This window comes from Paraburkholderia dipogonis (assembly GCF_046027395.1).
Classification (GTDB): Bacteria; Pseudomonadota; Gammaproteobacteria; order Burkholderiales; family Burkholderiaceae; genus Paraburkholderia; species Paraburkholderia dipogonis_A.
The window spans coordinates 13,905-29,138 of record NZ_JAQQEG010000034.1 but is presented as its reverse complement, the minus strand read 5'-3'; the positions used below and the strand labels follow the sequence as shown (position 1 = coordinate 29,138).

The 15,234-nt window shown below is 64.3% G+C and carries 12 protein-coding genes; 2 read left to right on the top strand and 10 right to left on the bottom strand.

Annotated elements, in window-relative coordinates:
• Nucleotides 1-5: 5 nt before the first annotated feature.
• The 5 genes from PQR32_RS30000 to PQR32_RS29980 all read right to left on the bottom strand — a co-directional run bounded on the left by PQR32_RS30000 (nucleotide 6) and on the right by PQR32_RS29980 (nucleotide 4,932).
• Nucleotides 6-701 (bottom strand): TetR/AcrR family transcriptional regulator, encoded by a 696-nt coding sequence (locus PQR32_RS30000; protein WP_310818013.1) that lies wholly within the window; start codon nucleotides 699-701, stop codon nucleotides 6-8.
• A gap of 94 nt (nucleotides 702-795) precedes the next feature.
• Nucleotides 796-2,076, bottom strand: coding sequence for an NAD(P)/FAD-dependent oxidoreductase (locus tag PQR32_RS29995; protein ID WP_408235613.1), 1,281 nt, complete (start codon nucleotides 2,074-2,076; stop codon nucleotides 796-798).
• A 131-nt stretch (nucleotides 2,077-2,207) separates the two neighbouring features.
• Nucleotides 2,208-2,990 (bottom strand): anti-sigma factor, encoded by a 783-nt coding sequence (locus PQR32_RS29990; RefSeq protein WP_408235610.1) that lies wholly within the window; start codon nucleotides 2,988-2,990, stop codon nucleotides 2,208-2,210.
• Nucleotides 2,990-3,559 carry an RNA polymerase sigma factor gene (locus PQR32_RS29985; RefSeq protein ID WP_408235607.1) on the bottom strand — a complete coding sequence of 190 codons (570 nt, stop codon included), beginning with the start codon at nucleotides 3,557-3,559 and terminating at the stop codon, nucleotides 2,990-2,992. The genes PQR32_RS29990 and PQR32_RS29985 overlap by 1 nt, the downstream gene beginning before the upstream one ends.
• Nucleotides 3,560-3,999: 440 nt before the next feature.
• Complete coding sequence (locus PQR32_RS29980) at nucleotides 4,000-4,932, bottom strand: dihydrodipicolinate synthase family protein (RefSeq protein WP_408235604.1); 933 nt, start codon at nucleotides 4,930-4,932, stop codon at nucleotides 4,000-4,002.
• A 162-nt stretch (nucleotides 4,933-5,094) separates the two neighbouring features.
• On the opposite strand from PQR32_RS29980, the gene PQR32_RS29975 reads away from it, so the two are divergent.
• Together PQR32_RS29975 and PQR32_RS29970 are read left to right on the top strand one after the other, a co-directional pair.
• Nucleotides 5,095-6,078 (top strand): LysR family transcriptional regulator, encoded by a 984-nt coding sequence (locus PQR32_RS29975; protein WP_408235601.1) that lies wholly within the window; start codon nucleotides 5,095-5,097, stop codon nucleotides 6,076-6,078.
• A gap of 195 nt (nucleotides 6,079-6,273) precedes the next feature.
• Complete coding sequence (locus PQR32_RS29970) at nucleotides 6,274-9,354, top strand: transglycosylase domain-containing protein (RefSeq protein WP_408235598.1); 3,081 nt, start codon at nucleotides 6,274-6,276, stop codon at nucleotides 9,352-9,354.
• A 52-nt stretch (nucleotides 9,355-9,406) separates the two neighbouring features.
• On the opposite strand, the gene PQR32_RS29965 is transcribed toward PQR32_RS29970, so the two are convergent.
• The 5 genes from PQR32_RS29965 to PQR32_RS29945 all read right to left on the bottom strand — a co-directional run bounded on the left by PQR32_RS29965 (nucleotide 9,407) and on the right by PQR32_RS29945 (nucleotide 15,229).
• The gene (locus PQR32_RS29965; protein WP_408235595.1) at nucleotides 9,407-10,633 is read right to left on the bottom strand and encodes an ROK family transcriptional regulator; all 1,227 of its coding nucleotides are present in this window, start codon (nucleotides 10,631-10,633) and stop codon (nucleotides 9,407-9,409) included.
• Between the two features lie 30 nt (nucleotides 10,634-10,663).
• The gene (locus tag PQR32_RS29960) at nucleotides 10,664-11,461 is read right to left on the bottom strand and encodes an ATP-binding cassette domain-containing protein (protein ID WP_408235592.1); all 798 of its coding nucleotides are present in this window, start codon (nucleotides 11,459-11,461) and stop codon (nucleotides 10,664-10,666) included.
• Nucleotides 11,462-11,535: 74 nt separating this feature from the next.
• Nucleotides 11,536-12,522: an ABC transporter permease gene (locus tag PQR32_RS29955; protein WP_408235589.1), complete on the bottom strand. Its 987-nt coding sequence runs from the start codon at nucleotides 12,520-12,522 to the stop codon at nucleotides 11,536-11,538.
• Between the two features lie 92 nt (nucleotides 12,523-12,614).
• Nucleotides 12,615-13,619 carry a sugar ABC transporter substrate-binding protein gene (locus PQR32_RS29950; protein ID WP_408235586.1) on the bottom strand — a complete coding sequence of 335 codons (1,005 nt, stop codon included), beginning with the start codon at nucleotides 13,617-13,619 and terminating at the stop codon, nucleotides 12,615-12,617.
• A 578-nt stretch (nucleotides 13,620-14,197) separates the two neighbouring features.
• Entirely contained in the window at nucleotides 14,198-15,229 is a 1,032-nt protein-coding gene (locus PQR32_RS29945) for a LacI family DNA-binding transcriptional regulator (protein ID WP_408235583.1), read from the bottom strand.
• Nucleotides 15,230-15,234: the final 5 nt, after the last annotated feature.

The window sequence follows — 15,234 nt, the reverse complement described above, 5'->3', positions numbered from 1 at the left end:
AGGCGTCAATCGTCCTTGCGCACGAACCGCAGCACCGCATCGACGATCATGGCGCGATGCCGCGCGCGCAACCGCGGATGCGACGGATCACGGCCGAACGCCGTGCCGAAGGTATGGCGATTGCCGACACGGTGAAAGCACAGCGAACTGATCAGCAGATGCAGATCGATCGGATCGATGTCGCTGCGGAACTGCCCAGCCGCGATGCCGCGCGCGAGCAGATCCTCGATCGTATGAATTACGGTGACGTTGCGGCCTTTGAAAGTCTTGACCTGCTCGACGTACTTCGCGCCGTGAATATTTTCGATCGTCACGAGCCGCACGAAATCGCGCTGACGGTCGTGATAGTCAAACGTAAACTCGACGAGCGCGCGCATCCCCTCGATCGGATCGAGTTCGCTGACGTGGAGATCCTGTTCGAGCGCGCGAATGTCTCCATACACCTTTTCCAGCACCGCCTGGTACAACCCTTCCTTGCTGCCGAAGTAGTAGTACAGCATGCGCTTGGTGGTGTTCGTGCGCTCCGCGATCGCGTCGACGCGTGCGCCCGTCAGTCCCATCGCGGAGAACTCCTGGGTCGCGACCTCGAGGATGTTGCGCTTCGTCTGTTCGGGATCGTACTTGCGCCGGGCGTCGGTACGCGGACTGTCGGACGGGATGCCGTTGGTATCAGGCTCGGCAGCCTTGCTTCCCTTTTTCATTGTGTATTCGAGCGGCAGTGACGGCGCATTCTAGCATGGCGAAATTGGCCTCTGGAGCGGGTCTCGGGCATAAGCGGCCACGTATTGGTCGACATCAAACGGCAGGCCGCCGACGCGCGGCGAGCGCGTCGCGTGTCTGCATGGCGGTGTAGGTCAGTTGCGCGGCCGCCAGACCGAGCGCGCCGTAAGCGGGCGTCAGACCGAACGACGCAAATGCCTCGGGCACCGGACGCTCGCCGGCAATCGCCGCCGCCAGCAGTTCGCCGGACACGGTGGTCGGCGCCATGCCGTGTCCGCCGAAGCCGACCGCGTACCAGACGCCATCCGTGCTGCGGCCGATCTGCGGCATCTTGTGCCGCGCGTAGCTCATCAGGCCGCCCCAGGCGTACTCGATACGCACGTCGTGCAACTGCGGATAGACCTTCAGCAGATCGCGCCGCAACAGGCGCGCGATCACCTCGGGCGCGCGGTCGCGCACCGAGATGCGGCCGCCCCACAGAATGCGCGTGTCGGGCAGCGGCCGGTAGTAGTCGAAGGCGAAGCGGGTGTCGTAGACGGCGGCGCGCGTGTCGATTGCGTCTTTCAGACGTGAGCCGAGCGGTTCGGTCGCCATCACGTAGGTGGCGATCGGCAGCACCGCGCGTTCGACCAACGGGCAGACGCGGCGTGCGTAGCCGCCGCCCGCCATGACGACGTGTTGCGCTTCGAGCGCGCCGTGCTGCGTGTGCACCACGAAGCCGGCGCCGTCGCGCTCAAGACGCACGACCGGCGAATCCTCATGGATTTGCACGCCCGCATGCGCCGCGGCGTTAGCCACGCCGAGAACGTACTTCAACGGATGGAAATGGAACGCGTTGCGCTCGAACAGACCGCCGTGATAACGGCGCGTTTTCAGTTGCGCAGCGAGCTGCTGCGCCGCCACCGATTCCCACTCGACGCCGAACGAATCGCGCATCAGGCGCCGCTGCGACTCGAGCCGCGCCGGTTCGTCGAACCAGTTGGCGAGGATCACGCCGGCGTCGGTCGCGTCGCACTCGATGTGATATCGCGCGATGCGCTTTCTCATCAGATCGACGGCGTCGGTGGTCAGCGTATAGAGTTCGCGGGCGCGCGCGGCGCCGAGGGTGTTGAGCAGGTCGGCGCAATCGAGGCTATAGCCGCCGAACACGAACCCGCCGTTGCGCCCGGACGCGCCGAAACCCACTTGCCGGGCTTCGAGCACGGTGACGTCGGCGACGCCCCGCTCGGCGAGTCCCAACGCCGTGGACAAGCCCGCCAGGCCGCCGCCGATGATGCAGACATTGGCGCTACGCCGGCCAGCCAGCGGCGCATAGGCGGACGAACGGGTGACAGTGGCTTCGTAAAAACTTTGCATACGGCTAGGGTAGCGGCAATCGCGCGCTCGCGTCCAGCCGTCGCGCGTTCCCCGCGTCGAAGAGAGTATGAACAAAAGGCCGGCACCCGCGTCGAGCGAATGCCGGCCTTCTCCCGCTGATCATGAAACGCCTAGGACACCGGCAGCAGCTTGCCGGTGAACACCACCGGACCGCTTGGCGCGTTGTGATCCGGCGAGCCGCCCGGCGCTTCGATCGACACCGCCAGCGCCGCATAATTCTCCGGCTTCTGCTGGCCGGCCGTGACCTTGCCGTTCGCGCTGTCCGGCAGCATGCCGAGCGAGACCGGATGGCCGCTCGCCGGAATGCCCCACAGTTCCATCGCCCGGCCCGCGGGCAGATCGACCTTGCCGAGCGGATGCACGGTCATGGTCGAATGCGCTTCATCCCACGCGACCAGCATGACCGGGTGCGCGTCCTTATTGTTCAGCACGGCGACATGCGACACCGCCGTTTCGGGTTGCTGAGCAACGATCGGCGCGGTGACGGGCGGCGTAGTGGACGGCAACAGCGAACGCACGGCGACCACCACGGCAACCGCGGCGAGGCCCGTGACGCCGAGTGCCCAGCCGCGCCAGAACGCCAGGTTCTCGAAGATGCTGCGCGATGGTCGCGCGGGTGTTTCCACCACGGTGCGAGGACGTGCCGCCTCACGCGTGGCCGCGAGTCCGAGACGCCGTTCGATGGCGTCCCATACGGCGGCCGGCGGCATGCGCGGCTCGGCGAGTTCGGCCATCGGCGAGATGCGCCGCTGCCATTCGTCGACGGCTTTGCGGATCGTCGTGTCATGGTCCGCGTAGCGTTCGAAGCGGCGCCGTGCGCCGCCGCGCAGCGTGCCGAGCACATATTCGGCGGCCAGCAGATCGATGAGCTGAGGATAGCGACTGAGATTCATCACTCGCCTCCCAGACAGGTCTTCAGCTTGGCAAGGCCGCGCCGGATCCATGACTTGATGGTGCCGAGCGGCACCGCCAGCACATCGGCGATCTCGCTATGACTTTGATCGCGCAGGTAGGCGAGGGCGACGGCCTGGCGTTGCGCCGGTTCCAGTTGCTGCATGCAGCCGGCGAGCAGACGCGCCTGCAGGCTGACCGCGGTCAGCGCTTCGGGATCCGGATCGCCGGTCGCCACGAGATCGTCCAACACATCGCTCCATTCCGTTTCCTGCGTGTTGACTCGTCGCAGGTGATCAAGAGCACGGTTGCGGACGATCGCCGACATCCACGTCATCGGAGCGGACAGTGCGCGGCGATAGTCGCCGGCAAAGCGCCAGATATTGACGAAGCTGTCCTGCAAAACTTCTTCGGCCCACTCGTGCCTGCTCAATATACGGAGCGCGAGGCCGAACAGTTTCGGGGCGGCAAGATCATAGAGCTCGCGCAACGCCGCAGAGTCCTGTTTGGCGACACGTTCGAGCAGCTCGGCGAGGGTTTCCGGCGTCAGTTCTCGAGGATTGGCGGTCATGGAAAGAGTGAGGGTGAGCTTGCGAGCCTATGTTACTCAATTTCTCCGCCGCCTTATATGCGGTTTTTTTTCGTCGGCCTGCATCCGATGAGCTGAGGTTTGCGTAAGTGGCAGCAAGGCCCGGCGTTGCGTGTGCTTGCGCCATGACGATATGGCGCGCTGCGCGGCGCTTGCAGGGCAGTCTGGACACGGGGTGCGTGTGCAGTGAGGGTAGGGCCGTTGCGCTAGCCTGATGAAAGCGGGAGGCCAGCAACGGAGCCACGCGATGCAGGAGGGAAAACGCGTCGCGGGCGGCATGACGAAGTACGGGGTGCACGGCTCATTCCTGATGAGGTCCGGGCGGTTACCGATTGGTCGGCAACCGCCCGGACCGGAATGGGCTTGCATATTCGTGCGGGCTTTGCCTGGTCCGTTTGCGCCTGGTTGCTCTTCGACACGCCTTAACGCCCCCAGCGCAGCACCAACGGATCGAGCCGTCGCGCAACCTTCAATAGTCCTTCGCGCGTGGCCGTATGCATCTGCGGCAACGGATGGCGTACCGCGTCCGAACGGATCACGCCGCCTTCCTTCATCAGCGCCTTGCACGATGCGAGGCCGCCCTGGCGATTCTCGTAATTGATCAGCGGCAGCCACTGCTGATAGTGCGCGGCGGCTGCCTCGGTGTCGCCGGCCGCATAGGCGTCGATGATCAGACGGATGCCGTCGGCGTAGCCGCCACCCGTCATCGAACCGGTTGCGCCCGCATCCAGATCGGCCATCAGCGTGATCGCCTCTTCGCCGTCCCACGGACCGACGATTGCATCGCCGCCCAATTCGATGAGCTCGCGCAGCTTGTTCGCCGCCTGCGGCACTTCGATCTTGAAGTACGAGACGTTGTCGATCTCGCGCGCCATGCGGGCGAGAAACGGCGCGGACAACGGCGTGCCGCTGACCGGCGCATCCTGAATCATGATCGGGATACTGATCGCGTCGGACACGGTGCGGTAGAACTCGTAGATGCCGCGTTCGCCGATGCGGATCGTCGCGCCGTGATACGGCGGCATGACCATGACCATCGCGGCGCCCGCGGCCTGCGCGCTGCGGCTGCGCTCGGCGCACTGGTACGAACTGAAATGCGTGGTCGTGACGATCACCGGCACGCGGCCCGCGACGTGTTCGAGAACGACGTGCATCAGCGTATTGCGCTCGTCGTCGGAGAGGGCGAACTGTTCGGAGAAGTTCGCCAGAATGCACAGCCCGTTCGAACCCGCGTCGATCATGAAGTCGATGCAGCGTTTCTGGCCTTCGAGGTCGAGACGGCCGGCGTCGTCGAAGATGGTCGGCGCGACGGGGAACACGCCGCGCAATGCAGCAGGATTGTGTGCCTGGGTCATGGTGGTTTGCGTTTTCGTGGGTTGGGATGTCTCCGTGTCGACCAGAGTTGGCGCGTTGGCGCTTACTCTGGTCCCATGCAACGCAGCCGACTATACGGCGCTGAACACGGCAGGTATATTGAATTGTTTCCATCCTGTGATCGCTTTTGCGACTCACCCCGCATGAAAGACACCCTGAACGTCCTGCTGTCGAAACTGCGCATCAAGCAACTGCAATTGCTGATCGCGCTCGACGACCTGAAGTCGCTGCACAAAGCCGCCGGCGCGATGTCGATGACGCAGTCGGCCGCCAGCAAGGCCTTGCAGGAACTGGAGTCGATGCTCGCGGCGCCGCTCTTCGAGCGCTCGAAAAGCGGCATGATCCCGAACCAGCTCGGCCACTGCGTGATCCGCTACGCGCGCCTCGTGACAACCGATCTCACCGCGCTGTGCCAGGACGTCGCCGAGATACGTTCCGGGCGCGGCGGGCGTCTCGCGATCGGCGCGATCATGGGGGCGATTCCGGAGTGCGTCGTGCCGGCACTGAATCAACTGCATGCGGGCCAGCCGAATCTTTCCGTCGAAGTGGTGGAAGATACGAGCGCGCGCATGCTGCAGCAACTCGACGACGGCCGGCTCGATCTGGTGATCGGCCGCGCGGCGGTGGCGGCGGATCCGTCGAAATATCACTATCTTCCGCTGGGCGACGAGCCGCTCTCGGTGGTGGTGGGCTACGGCCATCCGCCATTGCCGAAGAAAGAGGTGAAGCTGCGCGATCTGGCCGGCCACCGTTGGGTGATGTATCCGTCGCATATGCCGCTGCATGCGCTGCTCGAGCGCGAGATGGATCTGGCCGGTCTGGAGATGCCGGATAACCCGGTTTCGACGGCCTCGACGTTCGTGACGGTCGCGCTCCTGCAAAGCAGTCACAACCTGGTTTCGTTACTACCGACGGCGATCGCCGCCTTGTTCGTCCGGCAAAAGATGCTGCGTCTCGTGCCAGTGAAGCTCAAATCGCCCTCGCAAACTTTCGGTATCGTGACGCGCAAGGGCGGCGTGCTGTCGCCACCGGCGGAACAGTTCATCGAATTGCTGCGCGGGCAGCCGGCGGAGCAGGCGCAAGCCCGGTTGCCTGCGCATGCGGCTAGAAAGCAAAAAACCGCCTGAAGCGGCGGTTTTTCATCAAGCGAAAGACGCTCAATATCTCATGGCAACCGGCGCCGCGCCATGCTTCGCGAAAGGGTGTTGTAGCCGCGACACTCTCGGGTAAATCCGAACCGATTGCGACTTCGCGTTCCGCGCTACACTGCTTCGAAGGTGCGCCGGGCCTGAAGAAACCGGCGCCCGCTCGGGGAGAGCACCATGAATCGGCCGCTGGTTCGGTTACCGTTTCGCGCGACGGGCACGACGTCTGTCCGCAAGTGGATCAAATGGGCGCTGGTGGCGGCATTTTTGCTCGCGCTGGCATTGGCGGCACGCTTTTGCCAGAACGAGATCGAAACCTCGCGATTGCAGGCGCACTATCTCTCCGAATTGACTCGCGACGTAGGCTTTTCCGTCGCCGACGGTCCCAGCCATTCCATCCGTTTTCCCCAGGCCGACACAGGCCCTTACGACAGCCGCCTGGGCTATGCGCTGCTGCCGTCGTTCCAGCAGCGCCTGCTGCAACGCGGCTTCGAAATCACCGTCCAGGCGCGCGATTCCGAGCGGATGCTGTCGCTGGCGGATAACGGCCTCTTTCTGCCCTACGAGGAAAAAGATCGGGCGGGCTTACAACTCTTCGACGGCACCGGCGCGCCGCTCTTCGCCGCGCAGTATCCCGGCCGCGTGTACGACGACTTCGACGCGATTCCGCCGCTGGTCGTGAATTCGCTGCTGTTTGTCGAAGACCGTTATCTGCTCGATCCGAGCCAGCCGAACCGCAATCCGGCAATCGACTGGGGGCGCTTCAGCCGCGCATTGGCCGACCAGGGCGTGCGGGTATTCAATCATCATCAGTCGCAGCCCGGCGGCAGCACGCTCGCCACGCAGATCGAAAAATTCCGCCACTCGGCGGGCGGCCGCACGGCGACGCCGCCGGAGAAATTGCGGCAGATCGCGTCGGCTTCGGTGCGCGCTTATCTGAACGGCCCGCAAACCATGCCGGCACGCCGGCAGATCGTCGTCCACTATCTCAACTCGGTTCCGCTCGCGGCGCAGCCGGGCATCGGCGAAATCAACGGTATCGGCGACGGTCTCGCCGCCTGGTATGGCCGCGATTTCAACGATGTCAACCGCATCCTTGCAGCGCCGTCGACCGAACAGAACCTGCCGGAGCAGGGCGTGGCGTTCCGCCAGGTGCTTTCGCTGATGATCGCGCAACGCGCGCCGTCGTATTTCCTGCATCACGGCTATAAGGAACTCGAACGGCTGACCGACAGTTATCTGCGGCTGCTGGCGAACGGCGGGATCGTTTCGATTCCGCTGCGCGATGCCGCGCTGTCCGCGGTGGTGGATTTGCACCGCGCGCCCGTTAAGACGGCCAGTACGGATTCCTTCGTGTCGCGCAAAGCGGTGACGTCCATGCGTTCGCATCTGCTGGCCGCGCTCGGCATGCCGAGTTTCTACGAACTCGACCGCCTCGATCTGCAGGCGAAAGGCACGCTCAACAACGCCGTTCAGCAGGCCGTGAGCGACCGGCTCGCCGCCGCTGCCACGCGCGACGGCGCGAAAGCCGCGGGTCTGGTCGGCTTTGAAATGCTGCGCGCGTCGGACGATCCGTCGAGAATCGCCTATAGCTTCACGCTGTTCGAGCGGCGCGACGGCGCCAACCTCGTGCGGGTGCAAACCGATAGCGTCAACCAGCCGTTCGACATCAATTCCGGCGCGCGTCTGAATCTGGGTTCGACGGCGAAACTGCGTACCGTGGTGACGTATTTGCAGATCGTCTCCGACCTGCACAAGCGTTATGCACCGCTGAGCACAGCGGAGCTGAAAGCCGTCAAGTACGATCCGAACGACCAGCTCACGCGCTGGGCGCTCGACTATCTCACGCACACTTCGGACCGTTCGCTGCAAGCCATGCTCGACGCGGCCGTGGAGCGCAAATACTCGGCCAGTCCCGGTGAAACGTTCTACACGGGCGGCGGAGCGCAGACCTTCAACAATTTCGAATCCGACGACAACAGCCGCATCCTGACCGTGCATCGCGCGTTCCAGCATTCGGTGAATCTGGTGTTCGTGCGGCTGATGCGCGACATCGTCCATTACGAAATGGTGCAGACCACCGGGCCGTCGGCGCAATGGCTGGGCGATCCGGCGATCCGCAAGATGTATCTGACGCGTTTCGCCGATCAGGAAAGCCGCGTGTACATGAATCGTTTCTACACGAAGTATCACGGCAAGACGCCCGATCAGGCCTTGGCGCTACTGCTGCTCGGTGTGCGTAAATCGCCGCCCAAAGTGGCGACGGTGTTGCGCAGCGTCGCGCCGGACGAGTCGAATGCGTGGTTCAACGCCAGGATGCGCGCGGCGCTGAAAAACACACCTGCCGCCTCCGTGCTGGACGACGAAGACCTGGCAAACCTGTATGCCAAATACGCAATCGACCGCTTCAATCTGAACGATCGCGGTTATATCTCGAGCGTGCATCCGCTGGAACTGTGGACGCTCAACTATCTGCGCGAGCATCCCGACGCCACGCTCGACCAGATCCAGAACGCGAGCCGCGACGTGCGTCTGTCGACGTACTCGTGGCTCTTCAAGACGCGCTATCACGCGACGCAGGACCGCCGCATCAAACGGATGGTCGAATTGCGTGCCTACGATGCGATCGGTAAATCATGGCAGGCGCTCGGTTATCCGTTCGCGACGCTCACGCCTTCGTATGCCGCGGCAATCGGCGCGTCGGGCGACCGGCCGGCAGCGCTCGCGCAACTGATCGGCGTGATCGCCAACAACGGCAACAAGGTGCCGACCGAAAGCCTCACGCAACTCGACTTCGCGAAAGACACGCCTTACGAAACGCACTTCAAGCGCGCGGCGGTTGCGCCGGAGCAGCAGTTGTCGCCGGAAATCGCGAGCGTCGTCAAAGTGCTGTTGCGCGATGTCGTGACCGGCGGCACGGCGAAGCGTCTCGCGCAAGGCATGACGTTCCCCGATGGCCAGACGCTCGAGGTGTACGGCAAGACGGGCACCGGCGATCAGCGCTTCAATGTGTTCGCCAAAGGCGCGCGGCTCATCGAGTCGCGTAAGGTGAACCGCAGTGCGACCTTCGTGTTCGCGATGGGCGACCGCTTCTACGGCACCTTGACTGCGTGGGTGCATGAACCCTATGCCGCGCATTACGAATTCACGAGCGCGCTGTCGGTGCAGTTGCTGAAGTCGCTGGCGCCGGTGTTGCAGCCGTTGCTGAATGATCCGCCTGTGAAGACGGCTTCCGTTACGAAGGTTGCCGCGCAATGAGGATGGGGTGAAGCGTGCCGGTGTTGGTGTTGATGAACCGCACCGGCAGCGTCTAATAAACCGTCTCCGCCGCCGGCTTCAGAAAGAGCTCATGCACCGGTGCGAAATGCGCGTAGAGCGGCAGAATCGCGCCGCCCATCGCACGCGCATCGGCGCCGATCGCGCCTTCCAGCAATTGTGGGCGCACCATGCCTTCCCACTCGAAGCGGTCGAGCACGCGCTCGGTACGTCGAATGATTTCCCGCACCAGTTGCCGGTCGAGTTCGCCGTCGATCACGATCGCGTCGAGATCGAGCAACGCGGCCGCATTGGTCAGCGCGTTGGCGATCGCGGGGCACGCGCTATCGAGCCATTGCTCGGTGTGCCGCCACATTTCCGGCGACAACGCGCGATGATCGTGCGCGGCCGCGGCCGGCGCGCCCGCATCGGTCAATAGCTTTTCAAGGACGAAGCCCGACGCCGCGTGCAGCAACTGGCGCGCGGGTTTACGGGGGCCGCCTTCGCGCAACGGAATCGAGCCGACCGCGCCCGCGTTGTCGTGCGGGCCGCCGTGCAAACGGCCGTCGATGACGAGACCGCCGCCGATAAACGTGCCGACGAACAGATACAGAAAGTTGTGGATGCCGCGCCCTTGGCCCATCACGAGTTCGGCGGCGCAGGCGGCCGTGGTGTCTTTGGCGAACTCGACGGGCAGGCCCGTCATGGCGGCGATGCGCGAGCGCAGATCGATCTCGTGCCACGCTTCCAGCGCATCGGGCGGCGCGCCGAGAAAGTCTCGCCAGCCGCCGAGCCACAACGGCGCCGCGACGCCCACGCCGACCACCTGGCTGGCCTTCGCGCCGAGCGTCTGATTCACGCGCGCCAGCTTGCTTTCAAGCGCGGGAAACAACGTGCGCGGATCCGGGTAGGCGTAGTCGAAGACATCGCGGTGTACCACGTGGCCGGCGAAATCCATGGCCAGCACATCGAGACTGCGGCGTCCCACCTTGATGCCGATGGTGTACGCGCCTTGCGCGCGCAACGCGATCGGCACCGACGGCTGGCCGATCCTGCCGCGCACGCGCGCCTGCTTTTCGAGCAGGCCGTCGTCGATGAGACGCTCGACGATCATCGACACCGTCTGCATCGAAAGACGCGTAAGACGGCCCACGTCGGCTTTCGGCAGCGGCCCATGCAAGCGGATCGCCTGCAACACGATGCGCTCGTTGAACTGCCGCATGCCGACCTGATTCGAGCCGACCGTGCGTTTGAGGGGCGAGCGGGTGCCGGTGGTTTCCATGGTGAGAGCCCGCTCAGCAGGATGCTGGCATCATGCAATCGCCTTGACGTCTGCTTCCTTTGCGCCCGTCATGATCGCCACGGCTTCCGACATGTGGATGTCTTTCCTGTTCACGAGCGCCGCGCGCCGGCCGAGCCGCTGGATATGGATACGGTCCGCGATCTCGAACACGTGCGGCATGTTGTGACTGATCAGGATCACCGGCAAGCCGCGATCGCGCACGCGCCGGATCAGTTCCAGCACCATGTTGCCTTCCTTCACGCCGAGCGCGGCGGTAGGTTCGTCGAGAATCACCACGTGCCGCGCGAACGCTGCGCTGCGCGCCACGGCCACGCCCTGGCGCTGGCCGCCCGAGAGCGTTTCGACGGCCTGGCGCATCGAACGGATGCCGATCTGCAGGTCCTTCATGTGCGCGGTCGCTTCGTCCAGCATGCGGCGTTTGTCGATCATCTTGAAGATCGAGCCGCGCCAGCCCGGTTTCAGCAGTTCGCGTGCAAGGAACAGGTTTTCGGCGATGCTCATGGCCGGCGCCACCGCGAGTTCCTGATACACCGTCTCGATGCCTTGCGCGCGGGCATCCAGCGGGCTGCGAAATTTGACCGGCTTGCCGTCGAGCAGAATCTCGCCTTCGTCCGGCACCGTGGCGCCGGACAGCGCCTTGATCAACGACGATTTTCCCGCGCCGTTATCGCCGATCACGGCCATGATTTCGCCGGGTAGCACTTCGAAATCGCAACCGTCGAGCGCGGTCACGTTGCCATAGCGTTTGATGAGGCCACGCGCCTGCAGAACGGGCATCGCAGCGGAAGCGGAAGTAGGTGTCGACATGACGGGCTCCTGTCGGCCCGAGTTGGCGCTTCAGCGCTTACTCGGGCCCCATGCACGATAGTGCGGTTGTGTACTTAACCGCGACGATGGGAAAGTTTGTCCGCGGCCACCGCGAGAATCACCAGCATGCCGGTGATCAACACCTGGTAGACCGAAGAGACGCCGATCAGAGTCAAACCATTGCGGAACACGCCGACGATCAACGCGCCGAGCAGCGTGCCGACAATCGAGCCGCGTCCGCCGAACAGACTCGTGCCGCCGAGCACCACCGCGGTAATACTGTCGAGATTCTCGGTTTGGCCCGCCTGCGGATCACCCACGCCGGTACGCGACACGGACAACAGCGCGGCGATGCCATAGATCGCGCCGGCCAGCGAATACACGGTCAGCAGGATCTTCTGCGACGACAAGCCCATCAGGCGCGCGGCTTCGGGATTGTTGCCGAGCGCGTACAGGTGCCGGCCCGGCACGGTGTCGCGCAACACGAACCATGTGGCGAGATACATCAGCAAGGTGAGCACGGTGCCATACGTAACATCAGCAGGGCCGAGCTTGAACGTGTTGCCGAAGAACATGATCGCGTCCGGCAGGTTCGACACGCTCTCGGCGTTCGAATAGATCTGCGTGAGTGCGAACGCGATATTCAACGTACCCAACGTGACGATGAAGGCGGGTAGTTTGATGCGCGTGATCAGCACGCCGTTGAGCGCGCCGAACAGCGTGCTCGCGCCAACCCCGCAGAGAATCGCGAGGGCCGGCGGCACGCCGAGCGTGACCGCGAATTTGGTCATGATGATCGAGCCGAACGCCATCACCATGCCGCACGACAGGTCGATGCCGCCGGTCAGCACGATCAGCGTCTGGCCGATGGCGATGACCGCGACCACCATGGTTTGCTGCAGGATCAGCGAGAGGTTCTGGAACGACAGGAAGCGGTTGCTTTGCGAAATGAAGAAGCCGCAAGCCAGCACCAGTGCGATGAGTGGCCCGACTTCGGCAAGCGATGGCATGCGCTCGGCGAACGAACGCGAGTGGCCGGCGGGCGCGGAAGGAGTCGACATGATGGATGACCTCGATGCATGAGCGTGGCGTTCCCGCCACGCGGCAAATCCGATGGCGGCCCGGCGAAGCGGGCCGCTCTACTCAGTACGTGTTACTTGTTGCCCCAGCAGTTGTCGAGGCCGAACCTGGTGTCCTTGCTGTCGATGCCGGACATCGCTTTGTCAGTGATCAGCGTCACGCCGGTATCTTGATAGCCGGACACCTTCTTGCCGGTCTTCGCGTACTCGACGCCGGCCGTCACGCCAAGCGAGGCCATCTTCAACGGATATTGCTGCGAGGTCGCGGCGATGGCGCCGGCCTTGACGTTGCGCACGCCTTCACAGCCGCCGTCGATCGAGACGATCATCACGCTCTTGTCCTTGCCCGCCGCCTTGAGCGCGCGGTAAGCGCCCGCCGCGGCCGGTTCGTTGATCGTGTAGACCACGTTGATGTCGGGGGACTTCTGCAGGCAGTTTTCCATCGCCGTCTGGCCCTTGGCCTGATCGCCGCGCGTGTCCTGGCTGCAGACCACTGAGGGATCGCCTTCCTTCACGCCGAAGCCTTCCAGGAAGCCGTTATGACGCAGCACGCCGACCGAGACGCCGGGCGCGAGGTCGAGTGTGGCGATCTTCGCGGGCTTGCCGTTGAGCGCGGCTTTCGCGTACTTGCCGATCAGCACGCCGGCCTTGAAGTTGTCGGTGGCGAAGAGGGCGTCGGTGGCGTCCTGCGGATCGGTCGGCGTGTCGAGCGCGACCACCATCACGCCGGCGGCGCGGGCTTTCTTGATGCTCGGCACGATCGCCTTGGTGTCGCTCGGCGTGATCAGAATCGCTTTCGCGCCGGCCGTCATCATGTTTTCGATGGCGGTGACCTGGCTTGCGTTATCGCCGTCGAACTTGCCGGCGGCGGTGATCAGCTTCGCGCCGTCTTTCGAGGCGGCCGCTTCGGCGCCCTGTTTCATCTTCACGAAGAACGGGTTGGTGTCGGTCTTGGTGATGAGGCCGACGACAGGCTGGTCCGCCGCCTGGCTCGCGCTCGCACACCATACCGCCGATGCCGCAACGCACATCGACACGATTTTCCTGGCGACAGGAAGCCTGCGGGAATTCAGATTCATGGGACGCTCCTCCGGTTTTTGGCAACGACGTTGTGGACTGCTGGCGGATGTCTGCGCGAACGCTGCGCGCTCGACAACCTGGTTTGCTGCCTGATGCGGGATGAAGGTGGTTCGAATCGACCTGGACTCGGGTTGATTCGCGCCGCCTAAATCACTTTGGTTGATTTAGTACAGCAGGCGCGTCGACGCGCGTCAAGGAATTCATCGGAATGGGAGATGGCGGGTGAAAACTCGGCGGAAGGCTGTGCGCCTTATGTGGCGTGGCCTGGAGGAGTGGTGCGGTGCGAGATCGGCCGCTCGGGCTTGGGGAAAGTCCTGGCTCGAGTGAAAGTAAATTGAAGGCTAATTGGGTCTATCGACGGCGAATGGTTTGCGTCGCTAGGGTATTCAGCGAATCCTGAAGTGCGCGGACCTCGCGGTCACCGCGGTCACCGCGATGTCTTCGGAGAACGGACTTACCTGCGCAGCGCGAGCGCTTGCCGCCTGGTTCGAGTTGCGCGGCGAGGTCGCGCAGCACCGTGCTGTTTTCGAGCGAGCCGAAGCGTTCGTCGGCGGTCCGCGATGCCGTTACGGCCACATCACCGCGAACGCGGCGCGCCGGTGGATGCGCGTACAACCAGTTCGGGCGGCGAGGCAATCCGCATCGGCACGCTGGCCGCGTCGCGATCCGCCTGTCCATACGACGACTCGATCAGCTCGCGCAACAGCGATACCGCGAGTCCGGCGACTTCGACCGTCGGTACGGCGACCGTGGTCAACGCGGGGCGCGACTCGCGCGCGAGCTGGATGTCGGTGATGCCGATCACGGACAGATCCGCCGGCACGTTCAGGCCGAGGTCGGCGGCGGCATGCATCGCGCCGAGCGCGGGCAGGTCGTTGGTCGCGAAGATCGCTGTGAGCTTCGGATCGGTTTCGAGCAGCGCGCGTGCGGCTTCGTAGCCGCCCTGAATCGTGTCGGCTCCATGTTTCACGCGGCCCTTCGGCGCGCCTCCGGCGCGCAGCGCATCGACGAAACCTTCGTAGCGCGCCGCGTGGATGCCCGACGCTTTGCTGCCGACAATCGCGCCGATCCGCCGATGGCCAAGCTCCAGCAAATGCGCGCCGGCCAGCTCGCCCGCGCGCCGGAAATCGACCGCGACGCACGGCAGACCCGGCGGTTCGTTTGGCCGCTCCCACATGCACAGCACGACCGGTGTGCCGCGCGACTCGGTCGTGTGAAGGTCGGCGAAATCGAGGTTCGCATTCGTCACGAGCACGCCTTCGGAGAGCGTGCCGGCGATCTGGTCGAGATACGCGCGGCCAGTCAGCGGATCTTCGTTCGTATTGCAGATGATCACGAAATGGCCGCTGGTGCGCGCCGCGCGTTCGACGGCGAGCGCGAACTCCGGATAGAACGGATTGGCGATGCTCGACACCATCAGCGCGAGCGTCGGGGCGCGACCTTCGGCGAGGGCGCGGGCGGCCAGATGCGGGCGGTAGCCGAGTGCTTCGACGGCCTCGAGCACGCGTTGTCGAGTGGTCGCGCCGACTCGGCCGCGATCGCGCAGCACGTTGGACACCGTGGCCGGGGTGACGCCGGCATGAAGCGCGACTTCGCTGAGTGTGGTCATGGTGT

Coding starts and splice junctions, on each gene's coding strand:
- PQR32_RS29965 (WP_408235595.1), bottom strand. CDS start 10,633: ATGGAAACCACCGGCACCCGCTCGCCCCTCAAACGCACGGTCGGCTCG.
- PQR32_RS29950 (WP_408235586.1), bottom strand. CDS start 13,619: ATGAATCTGAATTCCCGCAGGCTTCCTGTCGCCAGGAAAATCGTGTCG.
- PQR32_RS29945 (WP_408235583.1), bottom strand. CDS start 15,229: ATGACCACACTCAGCGAAGTCGCGCTTCATGCCGGCGTCACCCCGGCC.
- PQR32_RS29975 (WP_408235601.1), top strand. CDS start 5,095: ATGAAAGACACCCTGAACGTCCTGCTGTCGAAACTGCGCATCAAGCAA.
- PQR32_RS29955 (WP_408235589.1), bottom strand. CDS start 12,522: ATGTCGACTCCTTCCGCGCCCGCCGGCCACTCGCGTTCGTTCGCCGAG.
- PQR32_RS30000 (WP_310818013.1), bottom strand. CDS start 701: ATGAAAAAGGGAAGCAAGGCTGCCGAGCCTGATACCAACGGCATCCCG.
- PQR32_RS29960 (WP_408235592.1), bottom strand. CDS start 11,461: ATGTCGACACCTACTTCCGCTTCCGCTGCGATGCCCGTTCTGCAGGCG.
- PQR32_RS29970 (WP_408235598.1), top strand. CDS start 6,274: ATGAATCGGCCGCTGGTTCGGTTACCGTTTCGCGCGACGGGCACGACG.
- PQR32_RS29980 (WP_408235604.1), bottom strand. CDS start 4,932: ATGACCCAGGCACACAATCCTGCTGCATTGCGCGGCGTGTTCCCCGTC.
- PQR32_RS29985 (WP_408235607.1), bottom strand. CDS start 3,559: ATGACCGCCAATCCTCGAGAACTGACGCCGGAAACCCTCGCCGAGCTG.
- PQR32_RS29990 (WP_408235610.1), bottom strand. CDS start 2,990: ATGAATCTCAGTCGCTATCCTCAGCTCATCGATCTGCTGGCCGCCGAA.
- PQR32_RS29995 (WP_408235613.1), bottom strand. CDS start 2,076: ATGCAAAGTTTTTACGAAGCCACTGTCACCCGTTCGTCCGCCTATGCG.